26 protein-coding genes, 1 tRNA gene and 1 other RNA gene are annotated in these 26,865 nt (G+C 50.4%); 13 read left to right on the top strand and 15 right to left on the bottom strand.

Translation table 11 applies throughout. The features are described from left to right. The first annotated feature begins 119 nt into the window (after positions 1-119). From AACR41_RS07970 to AACR41_RS07955, 4 genes are all read left to right on the top strand, one after another. Positions 120-1,400: an ABC transporter substrate-binding protein gene (locus tag AACR41_RS07970; RefSeq protein ID WP_030007110.1), complete on the top strand. Its 1,281-nt coding sequence runs from the start codon at positions 120-122 to the stop codon at positions 1,398-1,400. Between the two features lie 119 nt (positions 1,401-1,519). Further along, complete coding sequence (locus AACR41_RS07965) at positions 1,520-1,963, top strand: DUF3531 family protein (RefSeq protein ID WP_030007109.1); 444 nt, start codon at positions 1,520-1,522, stop codon at positions 1,961-1,963. Further along, a complete protein-coding gene (locus AACR41_RS07960; RefSeq protein ID WP_030007108.1) occupies positions 1,956-2,630 on the top strand; it encodes a RibD family protein in 675 nt (224 codons plus the stop codon). The genes AACR41_RS07965 and AACR41_RS07960 overlap by 8 nt, the downstream gene beginning before the upstream one ends. 31 nt (positions 2,631-2,661) lie before the next feature. Then, positions 2,662-3,393 (top strand): ABC transporter ATP-binding protein, encoded by a 732-nt coding sequence (locus AACR41_RS07955; protein ID WP_030007107.1) that lies wholly within the window; start codon positions 2,662-2,664, stop codon positions 3,391-3,393. A 7-nt stretch (positions 3,394-3,400) separates the two neighbouring features. On the opposite strand, the gene AACR41_RS07950 is transcribed toward AACR41_RS07955, so the two are convergent. The 4 genes from AACR41_RS07950 to pheS form a co-directional block, all read right to left on the bottom strand. After that, positions 3,401-4,204, bottom strand: coding sequence for a response regulator transcription factor (locus AACR41_RS07950; protein WP_012306127.1), 804 nt, complete (start codon positions 4,202-4,204; stop codon positions 3,401-3,403). A gap of 219 nt (positions 4,205-4,423) precedes the next feature. Beyond that, a complete protein-coding gene (locus AACR41_RS07945) occupies positions 4,424-4,774 on the bottom strand; it encodes a DUF4870 domain-containing protein (RefSeq protein WP_030007106.1) in 351 nt (116 codons plus the stop codon). A gap of 96 nt (positions 4,775-4,870) precedes the next feature. After that, a complete protein-coding gene (locus AACR41_RS07940; RefSeq protein ID WP_030007105.1) occupies positions 4,871-5,422 on the bottom strand; it encodes a TM2 domain-containing protein in 552 nt (183 codons plus the stop codon). Positions 5,423-5,512: 90 nt separating this feature from the next. After that, positions 5,513-6,520: a phenylalanine--tRNA ligase subunit alpha gene (gene pheS, locus AACR41_RS07935; protein WP_030007104.1), complete on the bottom strand. Its 1,008-nt coding sequence runs from the start codon at positions 6,518-6,520 to the stop codon at positions 5,513-5,515. 337 nt (positions 6,521-6,857) lie between these two features. On the opposite strand from pheS, the gene surE reads away from it, so the two are divergent. After that, positions 6,858-7,691 carry a 5'/3'-nucleotidase SurE gene (gene surE / locus AACR41_RS07930; RefSeq protein ID WP_030007103.1) on the top strand — a complete coding sequence of 278 codons (834 nt, stop codon included), beginning with the start codon at positions 6,858-6,860 and terminating at the stop codon, positions 7,689-7,691. A 15-nt stretch (positions 7,692-7,706) separates the two neighbouring features. Here surE and AACR41_RS07925 read toward each other — a convergent pair whose 3' ends face one another. After that, positions 7,707-9,845 (bottom strand): DUF3769 domain-containing protein, encoded by a 2,139-nt coding sequence (locus tag AACR41_RS07925; RefSeq protein ID WP_339367632.1) that lies wholly within the window; start codon positions 9,843-9,845, stop codon positions 7,707-7,709. Positions 9,846-10,122: 277 nt separating this feature from the next. Here AACR41_RS07925 and rplU point away from each other — a divergent pair, with 277 nt between their 5' ends. The 4 genes from rplU (at position 10,123) to rnpB (ending at position 12,359) form a co-directional block, all read left to right on the top strand. After that, positions 10,123-10,470, top strand: a complete 348-nt coding sequence (gene rplU / locus AACR41_RS07920; RefSeq protein WP_030007101.1) for a 50S ribosomal protein L21 — start codon at positions 10,123-10,125, stop codon at positions 10,468-10,470. A gap of 87 nt (positions 10,471-10,557) precedes the next feature. Continuing rightward, positions 10,558-10,824, top strand: a complete 267-nt coding sequence (gene rpmA, locus AACR41_RS07915) for a 50S ribosomal protein L27 (protein ID WP_012306120.1) — start codon at positions 10,558-10,560, stop codon at positions 10,822-10,824. A gap of 488 nt (positions 10,825-11,312) precedes the next feature. Beyond that, positions 11,313-11,948 carry a bifunctional phosphoribosyl-AMP cyclohydrolase/phosphoribosyl-ATP diphosphatase HisIE gene (gene hisIE, locus AACR41_RS07910; RefSeq protein ID WP_030007100.1) on the top strand — a complete coding sequence of 212 codons (636 nt, stop codon included), beginning with the start codon at positions 11,313-11,315 and terminating at the stop codon, positions 11,946-11,948. A gap of 24 nt (positions 11,949-11,972) precedes the next feature. After that, positions 11,973-12,359, top strand: an RNA gene (gene rnpB / locus AACR41_RS07905) — RNase P RNA component class A. 22 nt (positions 12,360-12,381) lie between these two features. On the opposite strand, the gene rpaB is transcribed toward rnpB, so the two are convergent. Next, positions 12,382-13,134 carry a response regulator transcription factor RpaB gene (gene rpaB / locus AACR41_RS07900; RefSeq protein WP_030007099.1) on the bottom strand — a complete coding sequence of 251 codons (753 nt, stop codon included), beginning with the start codon at positions 13,132-13,134 and terminating at the stop codon, positions 12,382-12,384. Positions 13,135-13,292: 158 nt separating this feature from the next. On the opposite strand from rpaB, the gene truB reads away from it, so the two are divergent. Then, positions 13,293-14,234 carry a tRNA pseudouridine(55) synthase TruB gene (gene truB, locus AACR41_RS07895; protein ID WP_030007098.1) on the top strand — a complete coding sequence of 314 codons (942 nt, stop codon included), beginning with the start codon at positions 13,293-13,295 and terminating at the stop codon, positions 14,232-14,234. Between the two features lie 104 nt (positions 14,235-14,338). On the opposite strand, the gene AACR41_RS07890 is transcribed toward truB, so the two are convergent. Beyond that, a tRNA-Pro gene (locus AACR41_RS07890) sits at positions 14,339-14,412 on the bottom strand. Positions 14,413-14,547: 135 nt separating this feature from the next. Between AACR41_RS07890 and AACR41_RS07885 the strand changes: the two genes are divergently transcribed. Continuing rightward, on the top strand, positions 14,548-15,765 hold the full coding sequence (locus AACR41_RS07885) for a site-2 protease family protein (RefSeq protein WP_030007097.1): 1,218 nt from the start codon (positions 14,548-14,550) through the stop codon (positions 15,763-15,765). An 84-nt stretch (positions 15,766-15,849) separates the two neighbouring features. Beyond that, positions 15,850-16,338: a DUF1499 domain-containing protein gene (locus tag AACR41_RS07880; RefSeq protein ID WP_030007096.1), complete on the top strand. Its 489-nt coding sequence runs from the start codon at positions 15,850-15,852 to the stop codon at positions 16,336-16,338. Positions 16,339-16,433: 95 nt separating this feature from the next. On the opposite strand, the gene AACR41_RS07875 is transcribed toward AACR41_RS07880, so the two are convergent. From AACR41_RS07875 to AACR41_RS07850, 6 genes are all read right to left on the bottom strand, one after another. Further along, complete coding sequence (locus tag AACR41_RS07875; protein ID WP_030007095.1) at positions 16,434-18,959, bottom strand: glycogen/starch/alpha-glucan phosphorylase; 2,526 nt, start codon at positions 18,957-18,959, stop codon at positions 16,434-16,436. A 298-nt stretch (positions 18,960-19,257) separates the two neighbouring features. Beyond that, positions 19,258-19,470, bottom strand: a complete 213-nt coding sequence (locus AACR41_RS07870) for a DUF2839 domain-containing protein (RefSeq protein ID WP_012306112.1) — start codon at positions 19,468-19,470, stop codon at positions 19,258-19,260. Between the two features lie 109 nt (positions 19,471-19,579). After that, positions 19,580-20,212, bottom strand: coding sequence for a vWA domain-containing protein (locus AACR41_RS07865; RefSeq protein WP_012306111.1), 633 nt, complete (start codon positions 20,210-20,212; stop codon positions 19,580-19,582). Between the two features lie 170 nt (positions 20,213-20,382). Then, entirely contained in the window at positions 20,383-21,489 is a 1,107-nt protein-coding gene (locus AACR41_RS07860; RefSeq protein WP_052349663.1) for a N2,N2-dimethylguanosine tRNA methyltransferase, read from the bottom strand. An 8-nt stretch (positions 21,490-21,497) separates the two neighbouring features. Then, the gene (locus tag AACR41_RS07855) at positions 21,498-22,958 is read right to left on the bottom strand and encodes a M16 family metallopeptidase (RefSeq protein WP_045441984.1); all 1,461 of its coding nucleotides are present in this window, start codon (positions 22,956-22,958) and stop codon (positions 21,498-21,500) included. A gap of 85 nt (positions 22,959-23,043) precedes the next feature. Next, positions 23,044-24,648 (bottom strand): Hsp70 family protein, encoded by a 1,605-nt coding sequence (locus AACR41_RS07850; protein WP_030007092.1) that lies wholly within the window; start codon positions 24,646-24,648, stop codon positions 23,044-23,046. 152 nt (positions 24,649-24,800) lie between these two features. Between AACR41_RS07850 and AACR41_RS07845 the strand changes: the two genes are divergently transcribed. Further along, positions 24,801-25,658, top strand: coding sequence for a TlyA family RNA methyltransferase (locus AACR41_RS07845; RefSeq protein ID WP_030007091.1), 858 nt, complete (start codon positions 24,801-24,803; stop codon positions 25,656-25,658). Between the two features lie 15 nt (positions 25,659-25,673). Here the strand turns inward: AACR41_RS07845 and AACR41_RS07840 are convergent, their stop codons facing one another. Together AACR41_RS07840 and AACR41_RS07835 are read right to left on the bottom strand one after the other, a co-directional pair. After that, the gene (locus tag AACR41_RS07840; protein WP_012306106.1) at positions 25,674-26,069 is read right to left on the bottom strand and encodes an FHA domain-containing protein; all 396 of its coding nucleotides are present in this window, start codon (positions 26,067-26,069) and stop codon (positions 25,674-25,676) included. A 368-nt stretch (positions 26,070-26,437) separates the two neighbouring features. Next, on the bottom strand, positions 26,438-26,752 hold the full coding sequence (locus AACR41_RS07835) for a P-II family nitrogen regulator (RefSeq protein ID WP_012306104.1): 315 nt from the start codon (positions 26,750-26,752) through the stop codon (positions 26,438-26,440). Positions 26,753-26,865: the final 113 nt, after the last annotated feature.

The raw sequence follows: 26,865 nt of genomic DNA, 5'->3' as shown, positions 1-26,865 counted from the left end.
AAATAACAATCGCAAAAAAGGGAGCAATTTTGCCCCTGAAGCTGTCTGGATAATGGCATGATCTGAAGGTCAATTCAATGTGAGTGATCACTGCGGCTGAAATTGGGAGGAAAGTTTTTATGTTTAATGGTCTCAAAGGGCTACGGCGTGGACTGTTTGTGGGGGTGAGTTTGGTGGCGATCGCCGCCTGTCAGCAGGTACCTGGGGGCAATGGCAACACCCCAGAAACGGTCGAATTTTGGACAATGCAATTGCAACCAAAGTTTACAGATTATTTCAATGAATTAATTACGGCCTTTGAAACCGAAAATGCGGCAGAAACGGTGCGCTGGGTAGATGTTCCTTGGTCAGCGATGGAAAGTAAAATCCTGACGGCGGTCTCGGCGCGCACGGCTCCGGATGTGGTAAACCTCAATCCTAATTTTGCTTCCCAGTTGGCCAGTCGTGATGCTTGGTTGGTGCTGGATGATCGTCTGACGCCAGAATTGCGCGATCGCTATTTGCCGAAAATTTGGCAGGCGAATCAAATCAACGGCCAAACCTTTGGTATTCCCTGGTATCTCACGACCCGGATTAGTTTCTATAACGAAGATTTATTTGCCGAGGCGGGCATTGACGCTCCCCCCAGCACCTACACAGAGTTGGCGATCGCCGCCCAAACGATCAAAGAAAAAACCGGGAAATATGCCTTTTTCGTTACCTTCGTCCCCGGTGACTCCAATGAAGTTCTAGAGTCCTTGGTACAAATGGGAGTCACCCTGGTCAATGCCGATGGTTCTGCGGGCTTTAATACCCCCGAAGGCATTGCTGCTTTTCAGTACTGGGTCGATCTTTACCAGGCGGAATTATTACCCCCAGAAGTGCTGACCCAAGGCCATAGCCACGGCATTGAACTCTACCAAGCCGGGGAAACGGCGATCGCCAACACTTCCCCCGAATTTATCAATACCATCCAGCAGAACGCGCCCCAAATTGCGGTGGTATCTGTCCCGGCCCCCCAAATCACCGGGGAAACAGGTAAGAAGAACGTCGCCGTAATGAACCTTGTGATCCCCAAAGATAGCGACGATCCAGAGGCTGCCCTCGATTTTGCCCTCTTTGTCACCAATACTGAAAATCAACTTGCCTTTGCTGAAGCCGCCAATGTTTTGCCCTCTACCCAGGCCGCAGTGGAACAATACATTGCGAAACTCGCCACCAGCGCCACCACTGATAGCCTCAGTTTGGCCCGGAAAATTAGTGCCGAACAACTGGCTGATGCCGAAATTTTGATCCCTGCCCAGGAGAATCTCACGGAACTGCAAAAGCTTATCTACGAGAATCTCCAAGCAGCGATGCTCGACCAAAAGACAGTTCCCCAGGCGGTGGCTGATGCGGCAGCAGCCTGGAATGCCCTTTAACTATCCCAAGAGGGAATCCACCCTCCGCCCGTTGGGCACCTCCCTCCAGGGAGGATGTTTCTTGGTTTTTTCAAAACGTTTATACTGACATTTCTCAAGCCCTATTATCCACAAACAATATGGAAGTCCAATTTCGCGAATTTTCCCCCTTCGACCTCTGGATTTGGTTGGAGTTTGACCATGTGCCTTCGGAGACAGAAAAACAATATGTCGAAGAGCTATTTGACTCTTGGTTTTACATCGGGAAATTAGGGGGCTTTAATGCGGAGAATCTCCAGATCCAAGAAACCGGGGTAGATATTAGCTACCTCACCTACGACGAAGACCAAGCGGATAATGCGCTGATGGCCCCAATGCACAATAAAGGGGACTTTGAATATGAGGGCATTTGGGGGCGTTGCTGGTTTGATTTGGGGACGAGTGATCTCATTGCTTTAGATGTTTTGGTTAATGCCCTAAAGCAGTTAAGCAAGGATTTTGTGGATCTGCGCCGGATTGTGGTGGGGGGCGAAAATGAAGATTGGCCCATCGAACGGGACGAAGCTGACAGTTGGTATGCATAGGCAGCGACCCCTGGTAACGGCGATCGCCGCCATGAGTGCCGACGGTAAAATTGCCGATTACAGTGGCGCTCCAGCACGGTTTCCTTCGGCTCAGGATAAGGCTCACTTGGAACGGTTAATTGCCCAGGTGGATGCGGTGATGTTTGGGGCCAATACCCTCCGCGCCTATGGCACAAGTCTTCCGATTGGCGATCGCCACCTGTTGCAACAACGCCAAGACCGCCACCAACCGCCCCAACCAATCCACTTTGTTTGTTCTGGCTCCGGCAATCTTTCCCAGGATTTGCCTTTTTTTCGGCAGCCCCTCCGCCGGGGTCTTTTAACCGCTCCCGAACAACTCCCCCGGTGGGCCAAATTTCCAGGTTTTGAGCAAATTATTGCCCTAGATCCAGCCGGAGCGTGGCTGCCAACTCTCACGGAACTGAGGCAACGGGGGATTGAAAAGTTGGGCCTGTTGGGAGGGGGAAACCTCATCGCCAGCTTCGCGGAGCAAGGCTGCTTGGATGAACTGTGGCTAACGGTTTGTCCTGTTTTACTCGGCGGAACAGCGACCCCCACCCCCATGGCAGGACACGGGTTTTTACAGACAGCGGGCTTGACCCTCGAACTTCTGGAATATGAGGCGATCGCCTCGGAATTATTTCTCCATTACCGCGTGAAACAATAACAGCAGCACTCTGTACTCTGGCACCTTATCCATGGCGATTTTAACGGTTGAACAACTCACCCTTACCCTTGGGCCGAAGGATATTCTCCGGGATATTTCCTTTGCCCTAGAGCCCGGCGATCGCCTAGTGCTGGTGGGGCCATCGGGCTCCGGAAAAACAACCCTCCTCCACTGTCTCAATCAACTCCAGAGTCCCACCGCAGGCCGCCTCACCTTCCAAGGTCAGCCCTACAGCGCCTATAATCCCGTTGTCCTGCGGCAACACATTGCCCTCGTGCCCCAGGAGGCCCGCCTTCTGGCGATGACCGTCAAGGATGCCCTATGGTACCCACTCCAGTTACGGAAACAATCGGCCCCAACTATCCGCAACCATTGGCAACAGTGGCAAGATCAACTGGATATTCCCCCAGAATGGCTTGATCGCCACGAAGCACTCCTGTCCGGCGGCCAAAAACAATGGGTGGCGATCGCCAGAGCACTCCTCTGCAAACCCCAAGTTCTTCTCCTAGACGAACCCACCGCCGCCCTAGATTTAGGTCGCATTCAAACCTTAGTTGCGCTGTTGTTGAAATATCAGGCTCAATCCAATATCCCTTTGGTTATTTCTACCCATAACCTCGACTTTGCCCAGCAACTCGCAACAAAATTGATTTACCTCGACCAAGGCCAAATCCAGCACCAATACAACAATCACTCCATTCCTTGGTCAGTCATCCAGCAAACCCTCCAAAGTCGTCAATCCACCAATAGCGAACCTTGGTGACGACCCTCTAACCTTGATTAACCAGCTCACGAATGGAGGTCCGGGTTTTGAGTTTTGGGTGGCTTGGGCGAGCCGGCGTCGGCGAGGGTTCTAAGGTTGCATTATTGCCATTGCCGAGACCAGACCCAATCCCATCGAGATTGAAACGATAACCCACATTACGTACCGTTTGAATTAAATTGGGCTGACGGGGATCCTGTTCAATTTTTTTCCGCAGGGATAACACATGGGTGTCGATGGTACGGGGGTTATCAATGGCATCTGGCCATGCCCGCCGCAATAATTCTGAGCGACTGAGGGGTTCCCCGTTGGCCTGGGCGAGCACATACAACAAACTAAATTCTTGGGGCGTTAAATCGATGTATAGACCCCGGAATTGTACCCGCCGCTGCACGAGATCAATGCGCAATTCACCATAATCAAGTTGGAGGGGAGCACTCACTGCCCTAATCCGCCGCGTCAAGGCTTCTACCCGCGCTAAAAGTTCTTGCATCCCAAAGGGCTTCGTTAAATAATCATCAGCCCCGGCCTTTAACCCTGCCACAACATCTTTTTCTGTATTTTTGGCCGACAGGATGAGAATGATGGCCTGGGTATTTTGGCGCAACCAACGGCAGAGTTCGAGGCCATCACCGTCCGGTAATTCCGAGTCTAGTAGCACCAAGGCGGGCATGTGCTGTTCAAAGACACGCCGCGACTGGTTGAGATTTGCTGCTTGGTAAATGGCATAGTTGGCTTGTTGAAGATGCCACCCAAGCAATGATCTCAAGTGGGGATTTCCTTCGATGATGGCAACAGAGATTAAAGTCACGATGGTTTGACTTCCTTGCGATTGTTGCTCCTACGTTAACAAAGTTAATGTCAACAGATTGTAACCATGGTTACGTCTTAACTGTTTCTTTGGACTCGATTAATTGCCGCAAATCACAATCTTAAAAGTTCACCTAAATGGATCATGTATCTTAATGATTATTTAAGCTGAACTTGATAACAAAAGGCAAAAGAACGAAGTCAACCATCGTCATTTTAGTTACAGAATATGGATGATAAAAGGGTAGCGATATTCTGTTGCTGGACTGCCCAAGATTTTTAAAATCGCCAGAATTGGCATTACAAAGCTCAGGAGCAGTAGGGGAATGGCTAAGATGATCGCAATGGGACTCAAGATTACGGTAGCGAAGCAAAAACCAGCGATCGCCCAACCGACCCAGAGGTTTAGGTGGAGATTGAGGGATTCCCGTGCGTTGGCTTTAACGACAGGATCTTCACTCACAAGTAACAGGGCCACCGGAATTCCAATGGAGACAAATGTATAGTTAATAAAAATGGCTCCGTGGCAAAGACTCGAAAGCAGTTTTCTTTTATCGGGATCAAAGGTCATCGCTTAAATTCTCCTAACTTGAGTAAAGTTGTATTTTTTAAATAAAGGTTAAATGGTTGTTATGAATGTTACGTTTTGCGAGCACGAAGACATCCATTAGTTGTCTAAACGATAAACAATTTTGCCATCGGTGGCGCGATTCGTCACTTGCAAAAATTCTGCCCGCACTAAATTTTCTAGGTGGGATTCGAGGATATTTCTTGGAACTTCTTCAATTTCAAGGAAGCAGTCTAGAAGGGTAACTTCGCCTTTGGTCTGACAAAATTTAAGGATGCGACGATCGAGGGCTTCTTTGGCAATGTTTTGATCGACAGGTGTGTCTGGGGCCAAACTGGGAGGCACATTTTGCTGATTGGCGGCGATCGCCTGATCCCCAATATTCACAATCACTTGGGGGGGGATCGCGTCACGGGTTAAGCGTTTAGACTCGTATCCCATGAGGGCTTTGGTGTTGTACTTTTTGTCAAAATCATCCTGGGACATACTAACCAACACGATTGCTTCGACAAAGCCGACAATGGTGGGAATGTAAGTCCAGAAAAAAATAGCGTAAATAATCCCCCAGCCGATTTCCCCCAGATAGAATTTATGCCCCCCCACACCACCGAGGAAAAAGGCTAACACTGCGGCTGTACTTTTCTGTCTCATGCAGGGTTCTTGGTCATACTAAGCGGACATTGGCAATCAACCAGGCGATCGCCTTTCCCCACTATTGTAGAAACCCTAGTCGAAAACGGCCTAGAACTGACGCAAAAAGCGCAGATCACTGTTATACAAACGGCGAATATCGTCCAGCTTGTGCAGAACCATCGCAAAGCGTTCTACCCCTAGCCCAGCGGCGAAGCCCGTATAAACTTCTGGGTCGTAGCCGACAGCTTTGAGGACATTGGGGTCCACCATGCCACAACCCATCACCTCCAGCCATTTACCCTGCCATTTCACATCTACTTCGGCGGAGGGCTCAGTGAAGGGGAAGTAGCTGGCCCGGAAGGTTACCTCTAGGTCTTCGCCGAACATCTGCCGCAAAAATTCCTTGAGGGTGCCTTTTAGGTCGGTGAATTTCAAATTTTTATCAATTGCCAACAGTTCAATCTGATGGAACACGGCAGAGTGGGTCGCATCGACGGTATCGCGACGGTAAACCCGGCCCGGGGCAACGATCCTTAAAGGGGGTTCGTTTTGCTCCATGTGGCGAATCTGCACCGAGGAAGTATGGGTGCGCAATAGGCGATCGCCCGGCAGATAAAATGTATCCTGCATATCCCGTGCTGGGTGGTCAGCAGGGGTATTGAGTGCCTCAAAATTGTAATAGTCTGTCTCAATTTGGGGGCCTTCAGCGACGGTATAGCCCAGGCCCACAAAAATATCTAAAACCCGATCAATGGTGCTCTGGAGCGGGTGCATTTTCCCCAGGGGACGCCCCACACCGGGCATGGTGACATCGAGGGTTTCGGCCTTGAGTTGGGCTTCGATCTTCGCTTTCTGGAGAGTTTCAAGCTTGGTATCAAGAGCCCCCTGGAGGGCTTCTTTAACTTGGTTGGCGATCGCCCCAATTTTTGGCCGTTCTTCAGCGGAGAGTTTGCCCATGCCCCGGAGGATTTGGGACAGTTGACCCTTCTTGCCGAGGTAGTTGACCCGCAATTTTTCGAGGGTGTCGAGATCTGTCGCCGTGGCGATCGCGCCGGTGGCTTCCTGTTGGAGCGCTTGCAAATCAGATTCGATTTGGGTCAAAGTAGAAGTGGTCATGCCAAAAAGAGTGCGACTAAACTTGTTTCGATGGTGAAGACCCTAACAGTGTGAACTACCCCGCCGCAAGCAGCGGGGCTTCCTACCCAAAGAATAGCTTTTTATTCCGAGGAATAGCGAGTCTTATATTCTGGCGATAGGCGGACTCCCCGGTTCCCGAGGACAAAAATCACGGTTACAAAAAATACTTTGTATGTGTCTAGCTTGGTCTTCGCTATCCGTTGCCGTGTCAACGATATGATTATAGAACATTACGCCCCAAGGGGCGGGGATTTCAACCCTTTGCCGTTAAACCATCCTTGATCATAAAAAAACGTCAATTTTTCACCAGGAACCCATGACACCTGCTACGCCGCTGAATTTATTAATCAGTAATGATGATGGCATCTCCGCCCTGGGGATCCGTACCCTCGCCAATACCCTCGCCGAAGCAGGTCACCAGGTCACCGTCGTTTGTCCTGACCGGGAACGTTCTGCCACGGGGCACGGTTTAACGCTCCACCGCCCGATCCGCACTGAAATTGTCGAAGGGATTTTTGATCCCCGTGTCACCGCCTGGAGCTGCTCTGGTACACCATCGGACTGTGTCAAATTTGCCCTCAGTGCTGTCCTCAAGGAACGCCCTGATTTTGTCCTCTCTGGCATTAACCACGGCTCTAATCTGGGAACAGATGTGCTTTATTCGGGGACGGTTTCGGCGGCGATGGAAGGGTTATTAGAAGGTATTCACAGCATTGCCCTAAGCCTGGCGGACTATACCAGCCACAATTTTCAACCTGCCGCTGATTTCGCAGTCAAGCTCCTCTGTCAACTGATGGAAAAACGTCCCCACTGGGCGATCGCCAACCAGGATACGCCAGTTTTGTTGAATATCAATGTGCCCAACCTAGAAAAAGAAAAGCTTGCTGGGGTAAAAATTACACGTCAGGGGTTGCGCCGTTACATTGAGCAATTTCAGAAGCGTCAAGATCCGCGCGGCAAAACCTATTATTGGCTTTCTGGGGAAGTGATCGAAGAATTACCCCAACCGGATGAGCCGAATATTCCCCTAGATTTTCCGACCGATGTCCAGGCGATCGCCGCTGGCTATATCACCATCACGCCTTTGCAGTACATCATGAATGACCTGCACCGCATCCAGACCCTCGCCCAGGAGGATTGGCAGATCTAAGCTCTGTGAATTTCGTTAAGGTGTGACCCCATCGCTGACGGGCCGAATTTCTTCGTTGGTAAACGGATCTGTGGAGCCGTTCCAATTAAAACTATTGATCGTAATATTCACCGAACCAATTTCAAGGACGGGATTGTAGCGCAACAGCACGCCGTGGGTTCGCCGACTATATTCAAGGAAATAATCGGTGCTAATCGCTTCTTCGCTGTCGAGGTTGATCGCCGTCTGGAAACCCACCCGGAAGGGGCCATAGAGTTGTTGGGTCAGGCCGAATTCGAGGGTACGTTGGTCAACGGCCCGGTCAAAGAGAAACGGCGATAGTTCATCACTGAGGACGCTATTGGTGTAGCTCAGATTAAAACCCGTATAGTCGAAACTGTTCCCGGCAAAGCGGCCAAATTGTCCTTCGATACCGATTTTCCCCCGGAGAGAATTTTGGCGATCGCCATTGCTATAAACCCCCGCTACCCCCTGTAACCCCGTCACCAGAGAAACATAGGGAACAATGGGCCTCGGACTGTATCGTAAGCCCTCAAAGCGAGTCGGCGGCAACGGTTCACCGCTCCAGAGAGGAAAACGATGGTCGAGGTTAAAGGAGCCTTGGTAACGGGTGAGGTTTACTTGGTCTTCGTTGACTCCAGGTTCCAATAAGTCTGGGCGGTCGGTATCGGCTTCGATATTCTGCACGCTGGCCTGAAAATCCACCTCAAAGCCGGAATTTCCCAAAATATAGCGCGGCGATCGCAGCACAATGCCAAAGCTCCGTTGCACCCGCTGAAAACCGAGGGAACCATTAAAAAGGCGATCGCGGTAGTTAAATTCCTGACTAAGACGAAAGGGATTATCTAAATTGCCGAGCTGCTGTTCGAGGCGAAAATTCAACTCGAGTTTATCTTCAAAATTATCTAGCTTGAGATTCTCTAAAGAACCCCGTGCCGCAAATGACACCCGTGGATTAAACCGATAGTCAAACTCACTGGTCACCGCAAACACCCCAGGGGCCAAGATTTCCCCTGCATCATCATCGTTGGTTTCTGCGAGGATCGTATCCGGGAACCAAGCCTTCTGGAGGAGGTATTGGGGGGTCACTGTCCAGCGACCCTGGGCACTGCGATAAAGGGAAAATCGCCGCTGCAGAAATAACCCGCCTTTTTCCTCATCATCAAATCCAAAGGATACCTGGCTAAAAATCCCCTCGGATTCGCCAAAGCGAAAGGTACGCGGAAATACAGGTAAAGAAACATTGTTATCAATAACGAGGCGGGTTTTGGTGGTGACGAGCTCGTCGTTAAATTCGTCTACTTTTTGGTAAGTGGCCGTGTCTGCTACTAGCTGTAGTTCCGGTGGCGAAAAGGGATCATTGGTGATGCTGATATTTTTGGCTTCCCAGCGATCGCCGACAAATTCCACCGATTCTGCTTGGAAACGCACCCGATTGATGACGTTTGTCTGGGTATCAATGTCACGGGTGCCAATATCGCGCCCGCTGCCCAGGACAAAACTAATCCCTTCTTCGCCCATGACCTCTGTGGCCGGTTGATTGAGCAAAAGCCGTTCGTTTAAAAGCACGGCTGGATTGCTACTGACCCCAAAACGTGTGGGTCGCACTCCCAAGTCTTGGTTTAAGGTCGTTTGGGAAATTTCCCCTTCTGCCTGTTGGATCTGGCCGCGATTTTGTACAAAGAAATAGGTAAATTGTTCACCCCGTAAAATCTGTTGTCCCCGACGTAAGGCGACATCTCCCCTGGCGATCGCCAATTTGCTGTTGAGATTAATCTGGAGTTGGTCGGCGCGGAGAACGGCTTCTTGGAAGCGGACGACCACATTTCCCATGGCTGTCACCACCTGGGTTTGCTCGTTATATTCCTGGCGATCGCTGATTACTTCGAGCACCGCTGGCGGAGTCGGGATTGCTTCGGGATCTGTCGTCCCCTCGGTTGGATTTGCTTCTAAGGAAAATTGCTGCTGCTGGCCAGTACGGTCTTGGATTTGAATTTCGCCATAGTTCATTTCCCCTTCTAGCTCAATTTCCTGGGCCGCTACTCCCCCCGGTAATTGCGCAATCGGTGAACCTTGGCCCGTTTGCATCAACGGCTCTGCCACCACAGGCATCACAGCACAATTCAATGTACAAAGGACGGCGATCGCAGACATAACAGTACTCACCTGCAAAGGAAATTACACAAAATCTATCCTAATCCCTAAATTCCGCACCACACGTAATTTTATTTTTTTGGGAAGTTATCTTGTAATGTGCCGGGATTTGACGAAACCCACAAATTAAATCTATATTAGATGATTGTGTCTTTATATCCTGCTCGGATCAGGTGACACAGTGAAAATGCGATCGCCAGCCTTAACTTTGTGAAGCAAACAGACTTAAGCGCGATTGCTACCTGTACGGCAACCCTATAGAAAAATTACTATTTTTATGAGCTACGCAATTATTGAAACCGGCGGTAAGCAGGTTCGTGTTGAGCCCGGTCGTTTCTACGATATCGAAAGACTCGATGTGGACATCGATGGCAACCACACCATTGATAAAGTGCTTTTGATCAGCGATGACAATGGCGTCACCGTCGGTCAACCCTACATCGACGGCGCAACCGTTGAAGGGACTGTTGTTGATCAGCGCCGGGCCAAGAAGGTGCTGGTTTACAAAATGCTGCCCAAGAAGAAAACCCGTAAAAAGCGCGGTCACCGTCAATATTTCACCCGCTTCATGATCGATAGCATCAAAGTTGGTGGCAATGTTGTTGCGGCCAAAGCAGACGCCTAAACCCCTCAACAGTCAGCAATAGTTCACAGTCAGCAATAGTTCACTGTTACAATAAATCCCTAGATTTCTAGCAACTGGAGAATCCCAATGGCACATAAGAAAGGTACTGGTAGTACGAGAAACGGCCGCGACTCCCGCGCCCAAAGACTCGGTGTAAAACGCTATGGTGGCCAAACCGTGACCACTGGCAGCATCCTCGTCCGTCAACGGGGCACCAAAGTTCACCCCGGCAATAATGTTGGTCGTGGTGGCGATGACACCCTGTTTGCCCTTGTCGATGGCATCGTTAAGTTCGAGCACTACAAGCGTGGCCGCCGTAAGGTCAGTGTTTACCCCGCAGATGCTTCTGCCTAAGTTTTTTTAGCAAAGGTTTCTGAGGAATTGGGGAACAAAACCCAAACCCCACCGTTTATAGGACAGCAAGCAAAAACCTCGTGATTCATCCGTGAAATGTAGCGTGGGCGGCTTGAGCCGCCGTTAGCTTTCAGTTAACAAACCGATAAGTTTGTGATACTTTGAAAGTTAAAGAGGAGCGAAAAACCTCTATAAAAACGTTTGCTTCCTAACGGAAGTCCCAGTAAAACTGAAACAATTTAATTTTTAAACTGTAGGGTGGGGCGCACCCAAACAGTATAATCAACGCTTTTGGAGAGAATACCCTCTGGGGTGGAAAGGAAGTGAACTCCTGGAAACTGTAAGGTATCTCGACGAATTAAGAATCCAACACGCTTCTAGCCGTTGGAGCGTCAAACTGGGAAAGCTCAATGATTGGGCTTTCTTTTTTATTGTCATTCATTGCCCCAATTAGTCGTTATTTTTTTAAAGATTTGGAGATCGTCAAAATGAGTTTACGTGGTGCTATCCCACTGGATCAGGTGCGTTTCAATGAGCAGGGATTGGTGCCGGCGATCGCCCAAGATTATCTTGATGGCACCGTGCTGATGTTGGCCTGGATGAACCAAGCATCCCTAGAAAAAACCATGGACACGGGAGAAGCTTGGTATTGGAGTCGTTCCCGCCAAGAGCTATGGCACAAAGGGGCCACCTCCGGACACATTCAAAAGGTACAATCCCTCCGCTATGATTGCGATAGTGATGCGATTTTAATCTCCATTGAGCAGATTGGTGATATTGCTTGCCACACGGGGGAACGGAGCTGTTTCCACCAACTAGATCACAGTAAATCTGCACCCCCAGCGGATACCCTCTCAGAAGTTTTTAACGTCATCCGCGATCGCCGGGACAATCCCCAAGCGGGTTCCTACACCAACAGCCTCTTGGAAGCAGGGGATAATAAAATCCTCAAAAAAATTGGTGAAGAAGCCGCTGAAGTGGTGATGGCCTGTAAAGACGATGACAAAGACGACATCGCCGGGGAAGTGGCCGATCTGTTTTATCACTCCCTCGTGGCGATCGCCCACCATGGCGTAGAACTGCGGGATGTTTATAAAAAGCTCCAAGATAGACGTCGGAAATAAAATACCGCTACACTAACTATTAGGAGAGTTAGCGCGGCAGTTGCAGGGTTGACCTTAAGATCAGCTCTGAGGAAAGTCCGGGCTCCCCAAAGACCAAACTTGCTGGGTAACGCCCAGTGCGCGTGAGCGTGAGGATAGTGCCACAGAAACATACCGCCGAAGATTAGCATTAGGTTCGCCTAAGCTATCTGGTAAGGGTGCAAAGGTGCGGTAAGAGCGCACCAGCAGTATCGTGAGGTGCTGGCTCGGTAAACCCCGGTTGGGAGCAAGGACGGTGGGATGATGGTTGGTCTTTTTCCGATCCCATAATTTGGAGTGCCGCTGGAGGTGGCTGGTAACAGTCATCCTAGATAGATAACTGCCCTTTTGCGCTGCAAGAGAACAGAACCCGGCTTATGTCTAACTCTCCTGAGCTTTTTTAAAATTAACTCCACTACGATGCCGCCATAGAAGAAGATACATTCGCGGCGATCGCCACTGGCAGCTTCCGAAACAGATAGCCTGTGCCCCGTTCTGTAATGATAAATTCTGGCTGGCGTGGATCCTGCTCAATCTTCGAGCGCAGGCGCGATACATGGACGTCCACCACCCGCAAATCACTGTGGCGGCGGGGCACATAACCCCAGATCGCCGTCAAAATATCCGTGCGGCTTAGGGGTTGTCCCGCTTGGTTCACGAGCAATTCCAGCAAATTAAATTCAATGTGGGTTAACCGCAGGGGCTTATTATTTTGGGTCACCTTGCGGCGATTCGTATCAATCACTAGGTTGGCCGTCCGTAAAATTCCCGCTTCTTCCGTGGGGGGCAGCGTTTTTTGGGTGCGCCGCAAAATACACTGGATCCGCACCTCCAATTCCTTGGGCGAAAATGGTTTGATCAAATAATCATCGGCCCCAAAGCGCAATCCCGTAATCCGGTCGGCCACATCCCCAAGGGCCGTCAACATAATGATCGGTGTACTAGATTCGCGGCGAATTTCTTGGCAGACGTAATACCCATCGCGCTTGGGCATCATCACATCCAAAATGACTAAGTCGGGATCTTCACGCCAAAAAATGTCGAGGGCTTCATCACCATCGGCAGCAGTGATAATGTCGTAGCCAATCATGGATAAACGAGTTTGTAAGATACGACGTACGGCGATTTCGTCATCGACTACGAGGATGGTTGCCTTGTTGTCTACCACGATGGACGGGACTCCTTGTTGCAACGGTGGGATTTCTTAGAAATGATTCTTTACATTTCGTTACAAGAAGTATAGCAAGATCCTTTTTGTCGTGCCAAGCCAAGATAGGGCAAAATACAAAGGCTCATTGTCATTGGTGACGGAAAAAAGGGGGCCATTTGAATCAGCAACGGACAGGATCAGCCTTTAGCGGGTGGGGCTTTATTAACTTGCAAAAACCGGCTGGCTGGACTTCCCATGATTGTGTCGGGAAACTGCGGCGGCTCCTGGGCCTCAAAAAGATTGGCCATGGTGGCACCCTCGATCCGATGGCCACGGGGGTTTTGCCTGTTGCGGTGGGTAAGGCAACGCGTCTTTTGCAATATTTGCCGAAACAAAAAAGTTATCAAGGGATTGTCCGCTTTGGGGTCAAGACAACCACGGATGACCTAGAAGGGGAAGTAATTACCCAAAAAGCTTGTAGCGCCTTAACTTTGGCGGAGATTCAACGGGTTTTACCGGACTTTTTCGGTACTATCACCCAAATTCCCCCAGCCTTTAGCGCGATCCAGCGGGATGGTAAACGCTTATATGAGTTGGCTCGCCAAGGGATCGCCGTAGATGTACCTAGTCGTCAGGTGGAAATTTACGATTTACAAATTAAGGCGTGGCAGCCGGGGGATTTTCCAGAACTGACCTTAGAGATTTGCTGTGGGGAAGGGACTTACATTCGGGCGATCGCCAGGGATCTCGGTGAACGGTTGGGGGTCGGAGCCACCTTAGCGGGTTTAACGCGGACTCGCAGTGGCGGTTTTGACCTAGAGGAGAGTATTAGCCTAGAAGACATTGCCGCCCAGCGGGAAACGGGAGTATTTGCTTGCCTCGCGCCGGATCAAGCTTTGGCCCATTTGCCAGCCGTCGTTCTGAATGAAGCCCAAGTAACCCAGTGGAGTTATGGGCAAAAAATTAGTTGGGATGTGGCCTTGGCTGATCCCCTGGGGGAACCTCTGGCTGTCTATGACCAGGCCCATAACTGTCTCGGTGTGGGTGAGTTTCGTCCCAGTAAAGATAATCCAAGTGAACGGGTTTTGGCGGGGCGAGTAGTCTTAATCGGTCGTTAGGCGATCGCCTGTGATTTCTTTTCCCAAAAACGATTTCCAGAAACGAAAAAAACCTCCGGATCATCCAGAGGTCTTTCGAGGGTGATGATTAGATTTTTTTAGTATCGGAACGGCGGGATTTGAACCCACGACCCCCACTACCCCAAAGTGGTGCGCTACCAAGCTGCGCTACGTCCCGTTTTGTCAACAGTATTACATTCTAGGGGATGTTTTGGGAAATGACAAGACTTTTGTCCCGAAAAAAGGCGATCGCCTAAAGTTGCTATGATCACAGTGACCCTCACCATCGTCGCCAATTGGTCTTGTGCGTGCTATGCAAAAAAACTGGCAAGTGGGATCGCTGTTTGGGATTCCGTTATATCTAGATCGCTCTTGGTTTGTAATTTTAGTTCTCATCACGGCGGTGGATGCCAATGACGTCCTCGGACAGGGGTTCGTGCAATCTCCCCTAGTGGCTGTGGGGCTGGGTTTTGCCATGGCATTATTGTTGTTTGGCTCCGTATTACTCCACGAATTGGGCCATAGCCTCGTGGCTAAATCCCAGGGAATCAGCGTCAAATCAATCACCCTCTTTCTCTTTGGGGGGGTAGCCTCCATCGACCGCGAATCCCAAACCCCCTTGGCGGCCTTTGCGGTGGCGATCGCCGGGCCATTGGTGAGTTTTACGTTATTTGGTTTGTTTTGGGTACTGTGGCAATATGCGCCCCTCGGCGGCGCGGGTACTTTTTTGGTGCGGGATCTGGCCCGGTTAAATTTGGTCTTGGCGCTGTTTAACCTAATTCCGGGGCTGCCTTTGGATGGAGGGCAAATGTTTAAGGCCATCGTCTGGCAATGGACGGGCGATCGCCTCAAGGGAATTCGTTATGCCGCTGCCAGTGGAAAATTATTAGGCACAGTGGCGATCGCCTTTGGGCTATTGGCGGTGTTGTTGGTTGGTGAATTTGGGGGATTATGGTTGGCGCTGATTGGCTGGTTTGTGTTGCGCAATGCCGATGCCTACGAACGCTTGAGCGATCTCCAAAATCTTCTTTTGACCCTGACCGCCGAAACAGCCATGGGCCGCGAATTTCGGGTGGTCAATGCCCATTTGTCTCTACGGGAGTTTGCTGAACAGTACCTTGTGCTGTCGCCCCATCCCACTCGCCCCACCTATGCTAGTTCCGAAGGTCGCTACCGGGGCCTAATTCGACCCAAGAGTCTTCACCGCCTTGAGCGTAGCCAGTGGGATCAGTTGGAACTCATGGCGATCGCCATCCCCCTAGACAAAATTCCTTCCGTCACTGAACAGGACAACCTCGCCACGGTGATCTGTGCCCTCGAAACCCTTGAAGAACCCTTTATCACCGTGCTTTCTCCGGCGGGTGCTGTGGCGGGGATCATCGACCGCGCGCAAATCGTCCAGGCGATCGCCAAGGAATACAACATCAACCTGCCTGCCCAGGAACTCCAACGGATTCGCAGTGAGCGGGTCTATCCCAATGGTTTTCCCCTCGTGGAAATCGCCCAACAACTGCAACCCTCTGAAAGTTGAAAGATCAACGCAATGGCCATGAACCCAACGGCATGCACGGATTTTGTCTAGCATAGGGGATGTTGTTTTAAAAATTCTTCTAAGATGCTGAGCCGTTTTTTGATTCTTTGCCTTGCTCTCTGCCTCTGGGCTGTATCGCCACTGCCAAGTTTTGCCGCTTCCCCCTTTGCCGGCGAACGACCAACGGATTTAGGCGTCGAAGCCGGACACCTCGCGCCCTGTCCTAGTACGCCTAATTGTGTGGTGAGCCAGGGCGGTGACGGGGAACATCAAATTGCGCCGATTCCCTACGTCGGCGATCGCCAACAGGCCTACCAAGCTGTTGTTCAGGTTCTCGGAGTTGTCCCCCGCACAGAAATCATCACCCAAACAGAAAACTATCTCCGGGCCGAATCTCGCAGTCGTTTATTCGGCTTTGTGGATGATGTGGAATTTTACTTCCCCGAAACAGAAGCAGTGATTCAAATGCGCTCAGCCTCCCGTCTTGGGGAATCAGACCTGGGCGTTAACCGTCGCCGCCTCGAACAAATTCGCCTCGCCCTCCAGGATTTAGGCATTGCCCAAAATTCCTAATGTGAGCACGAAAAAAGTGGGCCGCCATCGTGACCCACTTGCTTGCTTAGACAATTTTTTCAGTTGCCATCGACTAGGCGATCGCCGTTAAAAATCTACAGCTTGACTGAAACAGGTTTAGCACACCAGATTTCTTTGACATATTCATCGATGGTGCGGTCAGAAGAAAATCTGCCTACCCGCGCCGCATTTAGGATCGACATCCGTGTCCACCGTTCCGTCTCTGTATAGGCATTAGCCACATCCTGTTGACGTTCAACGTAGGATTCATAATCCGCCAACAACACATATTGATCGTTGTACAACAGAGAATCCACAATCGGTTTAAACATCTCCGTGTCCCCATGGGAGAAATCACCACGGGCAATCCGGTCAATGACGCCTTTGAGTTCCGCATTATTGTTGTAATAATGCAGCGGGTCATAGCCGCTGGCCTTGAGATGGGAAACTTCTTCCGCCGTGAGACCAAAGAGGAAGAAATTATCGGCCCCCACTTCCTCACGAATTTCGATATTTGCTCCGTCCAGCGTCCCAATGGTCAGAGCGCCATTCATCGCAAACTTCATGTTGCCAGTCCCAGAGGCTTCTTTTCCAGCAGTAGAAATTTGTTCCGAGAGGTCTGCTGCCGGATAAATCTTCTGGCCGAGGGAAACATTAAAGTTCTCCATAAAGACCACCTTGAGGCGATTGTGGGTATCGGGGTCATTATTGACCACCTCTGCCACGGCATTGACCAATTTAATGATCAATTTCGCCATGAAATAGCCTGGTGCAGCCTTACCACCAAAGATCATCGTCCGGGGCACCATATTGATCGCCGGATTATGCTTGATGCGGTTGTAGAGGGTGATGATAAACAACACATCCAGTAATTGGCGTTTGTATTCGTGGATGCGCTTCACTTGGATATCGAAAATCGAATCCGGATTAATTTCAATACCGTTGTGATGCTCAATGTAGCTGGCCAGCTTGACTTTATTTTGATGCTTGATTTCGCGCCACTGACGACGGAACTCTGGATCATCTACAAATTCTTCGATGCGTTGCACCTGTTCCAGGTTTTTGATCCAGCCGGTGCCAATTTTGCTAGAAATCAGATTTGCAAGTTTGGGATTGCACTGGCGAATCCAACGCCGGGGGGTGACGCCATTGGTCTTGTTGTAGAATTTCTCCGGCCAAATGCGGGCAAATCCCTTCAGAGTGTCGGATTTCAACAATTCCGTGTGGAGAGCGGCGACCCCGTTAATCGCATGGCTACCGACGCAGGCCAAGTTCGCCATCCGGATCGATTTTTGGGGATATTCCTCGATGATGGACAGCTCTTGAATGAGAGCATCGAGGTCATCGTGGTCGGCATACCAGGTTTTGAGATTTTCAATAAACCGGAAGTTAATCTCGTAAATGATCTCTAGGTGACGGGGTAGTAGCTGCTCGAACATCTCCACGGGCCAACGCTCAAGGGCTTCGGGCATTAGGGTGTGGTTGGTATAGGCAAGGGTTTTTTGGGTGATATACCAAGCCCGATCCCAGGGGAGACTATGTTCATCAATGAAGAGGCGCATCAACTCGGCAACGGCGATCGCCGGGTGGGTGTCGTTGAGTTGAACGGTGTAGAAATCGAAGAAATTATCCAGATTAGGCTGTTTCTTCAGGTGCGCCCGGATCATATCCTGCAAGGAAGCGGACACAAAGAAAAATTGTTGTTCTAGGCGCAGTTGACGTCCCTGGGGGGTGTTGTCGTTGGGATAGAGCACCTTAGAAATATTTTCCGAAGAAATTTGGTTGGCGACCGCTCCGTCATAATCCCCGGCATTAAAGGCCTCGAAGTTAAAGCCTTCATCTTCCGCTGCCATCGCACTCCAAAGACGGAGAACATTGACAGTATTGTTGCTATAGCCCGGAACTGGGGTATCATAGGGCACTGCTTTAACGCGGCGGGCTGGTACCCAGACAGCACAGGGGTAACCCTTATCGCAGTGGTAAATCTCAGTATGGCCCCCAAAGGGAATTTCTAGGGCCTCAGCTTGGCGACAAATTTCCCAAGGATTACCGTTACGGAGCCATTTATCGGGCACTTCCACTTGCCACCCGTTGCGGATGTATTGGTGGAAAATGCCAAATTCGTAGCGAATCCCGTAACCAATGGCTGGAATTTCGAGACAGGCCAGGGAATCTAAAAAGCAAGCGGCGAGACGACCCAGGCCGCCATTCCCTAAACCAGGATCAACTTCTTCTTCGAGAATATCTTCGAGTTTAATGTTGCTTTCGGCGAGCATTTCGGCGACGGTTTCGTAGATTCCGAGGCTGATGAGGTTGTTGCCCAGGTACCGTCCCATCAAAAATTCTGCGGAAAGGTAGCAAACCGTTTTTGCACCCGTGTTGAGGTAAGTTTGCTCGGTTTGTTTCCACCGTTCTAAAAGGCGATCGCGGACAACATTTGCAAGCGCAACGTAATAATCGCGTTGTTGGGCCGCATCTTTATCACTTCCGGCGGAATAGAAAAGGTGATCGAAAAATGCACGGCGGAGACTTTCTTTGTCCATCCCCGTGCGATCGCCACTCCCCCCAAGGGAAGGGAGGCCATGGGAATTAGTCGCAGAGGTAGAAGGTTGTGTTTGCACAGTAAGTTATCACTCCTAACAAAATAAACGAGGGTCGCGGGTTTGTAGCATTGCAGTGGTAGGGACGTTCCCGTAGTCTGACAACGCGCATGATTCAGTCAATGATTTTAGTTAATGGTCAATGGTGAAAATTTCTGTACTGCTACGGCCCACCGTTGTACTGCTATTTTGCAGTCTGTCCTCATAATCATGCAAAAGAATCGTTAATAGAACATGACATTATCAGGACTTATGAATTTCTTTAGCGAAAGATGTCGAAATGTTCTGGAGAACGGATGTTGTAAAGCGTCCTTTGCTTTTAGTCAACGGCCCACCAACCGAAGCCAGGGCCAATAATTCGCACGGTAAGCCACAGTACAACCATGAGACCAATGCCAATCCAGGCACCTTTGGTGGTCAGATTATAAGCTTGTTCTGCTTGGGTTTTGGTGAGGGGTAACCAGGGGTAAATGCGCTGTTCTTTACCATAGTTTTCCCCCATGGATTTCTTGCGGCGCTTTGCTTCTCCCATTGTTTTTTTGTCCTAACTGTTTGAATGGCTTGCATTGTGGGTACTGCGATCGCCATCATATCAAAGTGGCCCTCGGCGATCGCCCTTATGGCAACCAATTTAAAGCAACTTAATCAATTAAGGCCTTTAGCAGCACTTCCGGGAGAGACATGGCCGTCATTTCATCGATGGTGATGGTATCGACAATATCAAACTTCGCCCCGGCCTGACCTAGTTGATCATCGAGGGCTTTGAGATAGGCTTTGGCCTTGCGGTCTTGGCCCACTTGAATCAGCGAGATCCCGATTTCTTCATCCCGCTCAATTTTATTGGCGGCATCGATAATCACCCGCATCACAGCTTTACTATCGTCCGGCTCCCCATCGGTAATCACCAAAAATGTTTCACCGTTGGGTTTGGCTTCCCCTCGTTCTTTCCGTTGGAAATAGTTATCGAGGGCATCTTGCAAAACTGCCGCCAAGTCCGTCCGTCCCATGGGCTCATTTTCAGCGTAAACTTGGGTCACTTTATCGGCAGTGACATTGTCGTAACGCCGGAATCGCCCTGAAAACAAGTAGACCGTAATGCCATCGGGGTCAATTTTTTCGCAGGTTTGGGCAAGGGCAAGGGTAGAGTCTTGGGCTGCATCCCAGCGGGTTTTGTCAGAGGTGGGCAGATCGCAAGTGTACATGCTGCCACTTTTATCGATGATGAGGGTGTAGTCGCGATTTTCGACTAAAGAAATTTCTGCAAGATCTACCATGGGCCTTCTCCGTCACAGGTGGGGTTTTGGGGGTTCCCCTGCTTTAGCCTAGCGAATTTCTCCAGAAAAAACGGGCTCAGTAACAATAGTTTTTGGACATTTCACAACAAATAAAGTTTGGGTGACATCCTCCCGACACTGAGTTAAGGATTACAAGGTTAAACGGCAATTTAAGATGCGCCTAACTGGGTGGCGATCGCCTTAATTTTTTCCATTGGCGCATCGGTTTTTAGCGCTTGGGGATTAATGTGGGTGCGACTGGCTTGGAAACCTTCTGCCTGGAGACTGTTCAGTAGCGAATCTAATTTTGGCAGATCGATTTTGGCCCGGGCACCAATCTCTTTTAACGGGAAAAAATAGGGGGGTAAATCATTTTCTAAGGCCATCGTTTCTAGAACTTTAACCACATCCTGCCAGTGCCAGCGTTGGGCGATCGCTAACATTTGCCGTAAATAATCCGGGTGGTGCAGCTTGCCTAACCACATCGGGCCACTGAGGGTTAAGGGCAAATCGTCATGGGCACAGGTCGCCTGGGAGAGTTTACGCCATGTCGGTAGGCCATAGGTGCCGCAGTGGTGACAATAGCCGAGAAAGCCGTAGTTTGTCTCCGTGAGGGTAGGTTTACGGGTCAAACGGGCCATAATCCGGCAAGTATCTCCCCAAAACAACGAAAAAATTGGCTCAATGCCGAAATTGCGCTGGGCTGCCTGTTGCGCGAGGCTCCCTAGCAAGAGCCGTAGGCCCTGTTCCTGGACGGCGGGATGCGATCGTCCATAGGCCCCATATTGTCGCAAGGCTCGTTGCGGTTCCCGACCACTGTAGGTTCGACCATCGGTGCTAGTCAGGTACATCAATCCGCCCAGGGTCGTGACGGTGAGGGCATCCTGGACGAAGGCTGACCCAGAGCCAAAGGCATCAAAATCAACCAGATCATAGCGATCGCCCATTAAAGACCGTTCCAAACAAAGCTGCCGCAGGGAAAGCACACTAATGCACCGTTGGGCCGCGGGAATTCGCCGCAAATTCGTGGTCAATGTCTCCAGGAGATCTGGGTTTCCTTCATTGGCCCAGACCCAATCGGCTTGGGCTTCTTGGTAGTATCGGAGCGATCGCACCCCCGTCGCTGATAGGCTATCTAGAACCCGCAATTGCCCTTGATTTTGCCGATAGACTGCCGCCGCTAATACCCCTAAATCTCGCACAATGCGGCTGTGGGCCCGGTAGAATCCCCCATCTACCTGAAATTGTATCGACCGCTCTTCAACCAGTTGCACCACAACGCCACCTACTCAGGGATGGTGATGTCAACAGGTTTAATCGTCTCAAACAGACTGCTTAGGGGAGGATCCATGGCGGCGGCATTGCCCACCACCAACACCGTTAGTTGTTCCGGTTTGAGGTAGGTTTGGGCCACCCGTTGCACATCTTCAATGGTGGTTGCTTCCACTTCCCGTTGGTACTGGAAAATAAAATCTTCCGGGTAGCCGTAGTACTCGTAGCGCATGAGGCGAGACAGGGTTTGACCTGGATCTTCAAAATTAAAGACAAAGGAATTCAGAATCGAATCCTTGGCATAGGCGAGTTCTGCGGGGGTAATCAGTTCCGTTTGTAGTCGCTTGATTTCCCCTTTCATGGCCGTGATAAAGGGCACCGTCGCCTCGGTACGGGTCGATCCCCCGGCGATAAATTGACCATCGTAGTCATAACGGGGACTCCACACGCCATACACAGAATAAGCGAGGCCCTGGCGGGAGCGAATTTCGTTAAAAAGTCGACCCCCAAAGCCATTAATCACACCATTCATCACAGAGAGTTCTGGATAATCAGGGTTACTCAGTTGTCCCCCCTGGTGGCCGATCAAAATGCTGCTTTGGGTCAGTTGGGATTGATCGACGAGGAAAGCGCCACTTTGGGCGGGTTGGGTGACAGCGGGTGGAGCAAGGTCAGGACTGGGACTGGGGTTACGCCAGGGGCCAAATTTAGCGGCAATTTTTGCTTTGGTAGCTTCTACGTCGATGTCACCGACAATGCCGAGGATCATTTGGTCAGGGCGGATATAGCTGCGGTAGAAGTTAAATAAATCGACCCGGTCAATGTTATCGAGGGTGGCATATTCGACGGTGCGGGCGTAGGGACTATCGGCACCGTAAATCAGTTTGTCAAATTCCCGGGCGGCGATCGCATCGGGTTCATCGTTACGGCGGGCAATACCTCCGGCGGTTTGTCGTTTCGCGAGATCGAGTTTGTCCTGGGGGAAAGCAGGTTGCTGGAGCACTTCGGCAAACAGATCAAAGACGAGTGCAAAATCTTCCTTGAGGGCACTAAAAGAAGCACTGCCAGAAGCTTCCCCGATGCTGGTCTCAATGCTGGCGGCCCGTTGTTCAAGGATGTTATTTAAGGTGTCAGCGGGATGTTTGAGGGTGCCCCCACTGCGCATCACAGTGCCCGTAATACTGCCGAGGCCCACTTTGTCGGCGGGTTCCAGGCGGGAGCCAGTGCGAATGACCATAGATCCCCCCACCAAGGGCAGCGTGTGATCTTCCATGAGATAGACCACCATCCCGTTTTCTAGTTCGTAGCGTTCGTAATCGGGGAGGGTGATTTCGGGTAGGGGAGGAAATTCTAACTCACTGTAATCTTTGGGGGTAAGGGCGATCGCCGGACTGGGGAGCAGTTGTACCGTCACTAAACCGACAAAAAACAAAGTCCAACCGCGTCGGTATAATTTCGAGACCAGGAGACGCATCTTCTTGAGTTGGGGATTTTTCATCGATTTTGTGAGATTGAAGGGCTTCTATGGATTTTAGCAGGGCTGTCCTGGGGATGGGCAGCTAACTCAACTCGGCAACTTTTTGGTTTTCAATGAGGGTGACATTGCGCAGTAGATCCTCGACGGTGACCCGCAAGGTGCGATCGCCATCGACGAGGAATTGCAACTTAATGCGGTCGGTGCCGGGATAGCCCACGGGATCCAGTTTGGCAATGGTGCGCGCCCCATCCCGGTCATTGAGGGGTTTGACGTTGGTTTGGTTGGCTCCTAGTTGTTGGGTCACGAGGCGATCGCCATCAAAATAAACCTCCGTGCCGCTACTTTGCTCCCCCAGTTCGCCAACGATTAGTTCAATGCTGGGCTGTTGATCCATCGACGCCCCTAGGGTGATTTCCAGCGGTTCTGTCATCGGGTAGGGCTGGCCTTGGTTAATAATCGGTTGCCAATCGTGGCGGTTATGGCGGCGATTCCAGTAGCGGATGCCGTAGCTATGGTAGAGAAAATCTTTGAGTTCAAATCCCTGGGCCAACTGCAACGCCCCACAGGCGATCGCCCCAAAGGGATTATCCCGTTTGATTTTTTCCGTAGGGAAATAGCCCTCTAACCAGCTTTGCACTAGGGGAATTTGGCTCGTGCCTCCCACCAACAACACCGCTTCAATGTCCTCTTTGCCGACACCGTTACGGCGGGCCTGTTGCAAGACCTGGGCCAGCAAATCATCGAGCTGGGCAAGGAAGCCTTGACTTTCTAAAATCTCCTCAAAGGCCGACCGACCCAGGCTTAACTCATAGCTCTCAAAGGTTTGGTCGTTGTAATAAATCTCCGTTGCCTTCGTCTTTTGGGAGAGGGCAATTTTTAACCGTTCAACTAAGCGTAAACTCAGGGCATCCTGGGGCAAATTTTGTTGGGTCTGGAAATGTTCAAAAAGCCAATTATCTAAATCAGAACCACCGAGATTTTTACCTGCTTTCGCCAGCACTTTTGCGGTTTTGACCTTTTGGGTTTTGCTTTCGGCAAAGGATTTGCGGCCCCACTTCAAAATAAAGCCCGTCGGTTTGCTTTGGCCCTGGGCCAGGTTGAGATCTACGAGAGAAAAATCTACGGTTCCCCCCCCAAAATCCACTACGAGAACTCTTTTTAAATCTTCGGCCAAAGCTCCATAGCCCAAGGCGGCGGCGGTGGGTTCGTCCAAAAGCTGAATTTTTTCGAGTTCTGGCAACTGCTCACAAAGCCGACTCAGCCAACTCCGGTAGGCTTCAAAACTATCGACTGGCACGGTTAAAACGAGGCTATCAAGGGGTTCATCCTGGGCTTTGAGTTGGGCAAAAATACCGTTGAGGAAATATTCCCCCATCTTCTCGAAGGTGATTTTTTCGCCATCTAGTTCCGGTAAAAAACCTTGGATTGCTGTACCAATGCCCCGTTTAAAGTTACAGAAATAGCGGGGATCGGGGGCGCGATCTAAACCGCGATCGCCAATGGCTTGACCGATAACGACTTTTTGGTCGGCGGCATTTTCGATGTACAAAAGGCTGGGGATCAGCGGTGGATTCGGGGAAATGCGTTGGGAAAGACCCTGGAGTGGGAGAATTTCTGGGGCTCCTTTGGCGGCATTCCACCGGGTCACTAGGGTATTGCTCGTCCCAAAATCCACTGCGATCGCCATAATGATTTCGTGATTTTCTTGAAAGCTAAACTGGACAATTTTTGTATTGTATCGAGTTCAACGGTTTCCGGTCGTCCTGACCCCGTCATTCCCGAAAGCACCAGACACCCAGTAGACTAAAACAGCAGCGGTGGCATTGGGGAAGAAAAACTTTGGCCAAACAACGATTAGACCTCCTGTTGGTGGAGCGTAAACTGTGCGAGTCTCGGCAACAGGCCCAACGGGTAATCCGGGCCGGAGAAGTCAAAGTAAAACAGCAGATTGTAGATAAACCAGGCACTTTGGTTCCTGCGGATGTGGACATTGAAGTCCAGGCGAAACCGCCCTTTGTGTCCCGGGGAGGCGAAAAACTAGCCAAGGCGATCGCCCACTTTCAAATCACAGTCAAAGATCGCATTTGTCTAGATGGCGGGATTTCCACCGGTGGCTTTACCGACTGCCTCTTACAAGCCGGTGCCCAACAGGTTTATGGCATTGATGTGGGCTATGGCCAAGTCGCCTGGAAGATCCGCCAAGATCCACGGCTGATCCTCCGGGAGCGCACCAATTTTCGCCATTTGACCCCAGGCGATCTCTACCCAGAAAGTACAAAAAGACCAACCCTAGGGGTGATGGATTTATCTTTTATTTCCCTGACGAAGGTTTTGCCTACCCTCTGGAGTCTTCTGGATGAGCCGAAGGAAGTGATCCTGTTGGTTAAACCCCAATTTGAAGTGGGACGCGCCCAGGTAGGAAAAAATGGCGTTGTTCGCGATCCCCAGGCCCAGGCCCAAGCGATCTTTTCGGTACTAGAAGCCGCCCAAAAACTCGGTTGGCACCCCCAAGGGCTGACCTATTCGCCGATCACTGGCCCCGCCGGAAATGTGGAATATCTGCTGTGGTTAAGTACAGATACTCCCCAAATTGACCTCGATTTAGAGGCCCTAAAACAGCTCACCAAAACGGCGATCGCCACCCTCAGCAAGCCAGCGAATCCGGACGGATCGACGGCTGCAAATATTATCGAATAAATTTAAGATTACGCATTAGAATTGCGCGAAGGTTTCCCGGGACGGATCTGGGTTAGAGGACTTTTTCAAGCGTTGTTCCTTGCTTGCCGCTTCCCCTTCACTGAGTTGTTTCCCTTGGATGCGCACAAGAATTTTTGGCCCAGAGGTTGCCAAACGGAAAATCAAACCATCCTTAGCCACACATTGCTCGACCCGTTGATCCTCTATATAAGTACCGTTGGTGCCGAGATTAACAATTGACCACTCTTCCCCCTCCAATCGCAGTTCAACATGGTGGCGAGAAACGACTGCACTGTAGAGAACCACATCATTATCAGTTGAACGGCCAATACTGATCGTGGTTTCGGTCTCAAAAGACCAATTTTGCATCGGAGTAGCTTGGATGGGATGAAGTAAGGTCAGAATAATCACGGATTAACAAGGGTTTGCGGATGGGGCACGGCACTAGAAAAACGAAAATTTTAGAGATGCGGCTCGTGAAATAAAGACTTTTGACCCTATTTTACCCTTAAGGGTAGTCGAACTTACCGATTAGATTATCTTTCCTTGCCCAAGATGATCTCAGAAAATTTGATGTCCGTAACACTGATGAGATCAAGAAAATCAAAGAAGAAACACCACACTTGATCCTTGACATTAAAAAACCCCCTACGGTTGTGTGGAGCACTGCTGCTGTCCGTCGCTGTAGAGGGCTTGACTGTGGTGATGACGTTTGATGAGGGAACGATTAGCTGTGACTGACAGGGTTTTCTGCAATATTCAGCACTAGGGAAGTTAGCCTAAAATTTGTGCGCGTACAGTACCTCCGCGTCGCAGATGTAAGTGATCCCTGAATAGTCATCGAAAAACTGGGCGGCAACCTCATCCGAAATCTTTAGAGCCATCTCTCGACTAGCGGTCAATACCTCAATTTTTACATTCGAGGAAGTGTCAGAGACGTTGGGTTGTCCCGATGAGCGCACGTTGCGGCTCCCTTTACCGCCGGCAGGCACCACCGTGTAACCGGTTGCTCCAACACCATCGATAATTTTGGCGATTTTTTTGAGTAATAATTTTTCCGTAACGATGACGAGCTTAATGGCTTGCTGAGTCATGGGGGGTTCCTCTTGACGCGTGATGTATGGCGAGTCGAAAAAAATTGTCGCTTTTCTATTAAAAATATGGGTTGCGACAATCAAAGACAAGACTCTATGGTTTTGTCTTAAAC

Source organism: Picosynechococcus sp. NKBG042902, assembly GCF_963864045.1.
Taxonomy (GTDB): Bacteria; Cyanobacteriota; Cyanobacteriia; order Cyanobacteriales; family MRBY01; genus MRBY01.
This window is presented reverse-complemented; position numbering and strand designations above follow the sequence as displayed.

Coding starts and splice junctions, on each gene's coding strand:
- AACR41_RS07970 (WP_030007110.1), top strand. CDS start 120: ATGTTTAATGGTCTCAAAGGGCTACGGCGTGGACTGTTTGTGGGGGTG.
- AACR41_RS07965 (WP_030007109.1), top strand. CDS start 1,520: ATGGAAGTCCAATTTCGCGAATTTTCCCCCTTCGACCTCTGGATTTGG.
- AACR41_RS07960 (WP_030007108.1), top strand. CDS start 1,956: ATGCATAGGCAGCGACCCCTGGTAACGGCGATCGCCGCCATGAGTGCC.
- AACR41_RS07955 (WP_030007107.1), top strand. CDS start 2,662: ATGGCGATTTTAACGGTTGAACAACTCACCCTTACCCTTGGGCCGAAG.
- AACR41_RS07945 (WP_030007106.1), bottom strand. CDS start 4,774: ATGACCTTTGATCCCGATAAAAGAAAACTGCTTTCGAGTCTTTGCCAC.
- AACR41_RS07940 (WP_030007105.1), bottom strand. CDS start 5,422: ATGAGACAGAAAAGTACAGCCGCAGTGTTAGCCTTTTTCCTCGGTGGT.
- pheS (WP_030007104.1), bottom strand. CDS start 6,520: ATGACCACTTCTACTTTGACCCAAATCGAATCTGATTTGCAAGCGCTC.
- surE (WP_030007103.1), top strand. CDS start 6,858: ATGACACCTGCTACGCCGCTGAATTTATTAATCAGTAATGATGATGGC.
- AACR41_RS07925 (WP_339367632.1), bottom strand. CDS start 9,845: ATGTCTGCGATCGCCGTCCTTTGTACATTGAATTGTGCTGTGATGCCT.
- rplU (WP_030007101.1), top strand. CDS start 10,123: ATGAGCTACGCAATTATTGAAACCGGCGGTAAGCAGGTTCGTGTTGAG.
- rpmA (WP_012306120.1), top strand. CDS start 10,558: ATGGCACATAAGAAAGGTACTGGTAGTACGAGAAACGGCCGCGACTCC.
- hisIE (WP_030007100.1), top strand. CDS start 11,313: ATGAGTTTACGTGGTGCTATCCCACTGGATCAGGTGCGTTTCAATGAG.
- AACR41_RS07885 (WP_030007097.1), top strand. CDS start 14,548: ATGCAAAAAAACTGGCAAGTGGGATCGCTGTTTGGGATTCCGTTATAT.
- AACR41_RS07880 (WP_030007096.1), top strand. CDS start 15,850: ATGCTGAGCCGTTTTTTGATTCTTTGCCTTGCTCTCTGCCTCTGGGCT.
- AACR41_RS07870 (WP_012306112.1), bottom strand. CDS start 19,470: ATGGGAGAAGCAAAGCGCCGCAAGAAATCCATGGGGGAAAACTATGGT.
- AACR41_RS07865 (WP_012306111.1), bottom strand. CDS start 20,212: ATGGTAGATCTTGCAGAAATTTCTTTAGTCGAAAATCGCGACTACACC.
- AACR41_RS07855 (WP_045441984.1), bottom strand. CDS start 22,958: ATGCGTCTCCTGGTCTCGAAATTATACCGACGCGGTTGGACTTTGTTT.
- AACR41_RS07850 (WP_030007092.1), bottom strand. CDS start 24,648: ATGGCGATCGCAGTGGATTTTGGGACGAGCAATACCCTAGTGACCCGG.
- AACR41_RS07835 (WP_012306104.1), bottom strand. CDS start 26,752: ATGACTCAGCAAGCCATTAAGCTCGTCATCGTTACGGAAAAATTATTA.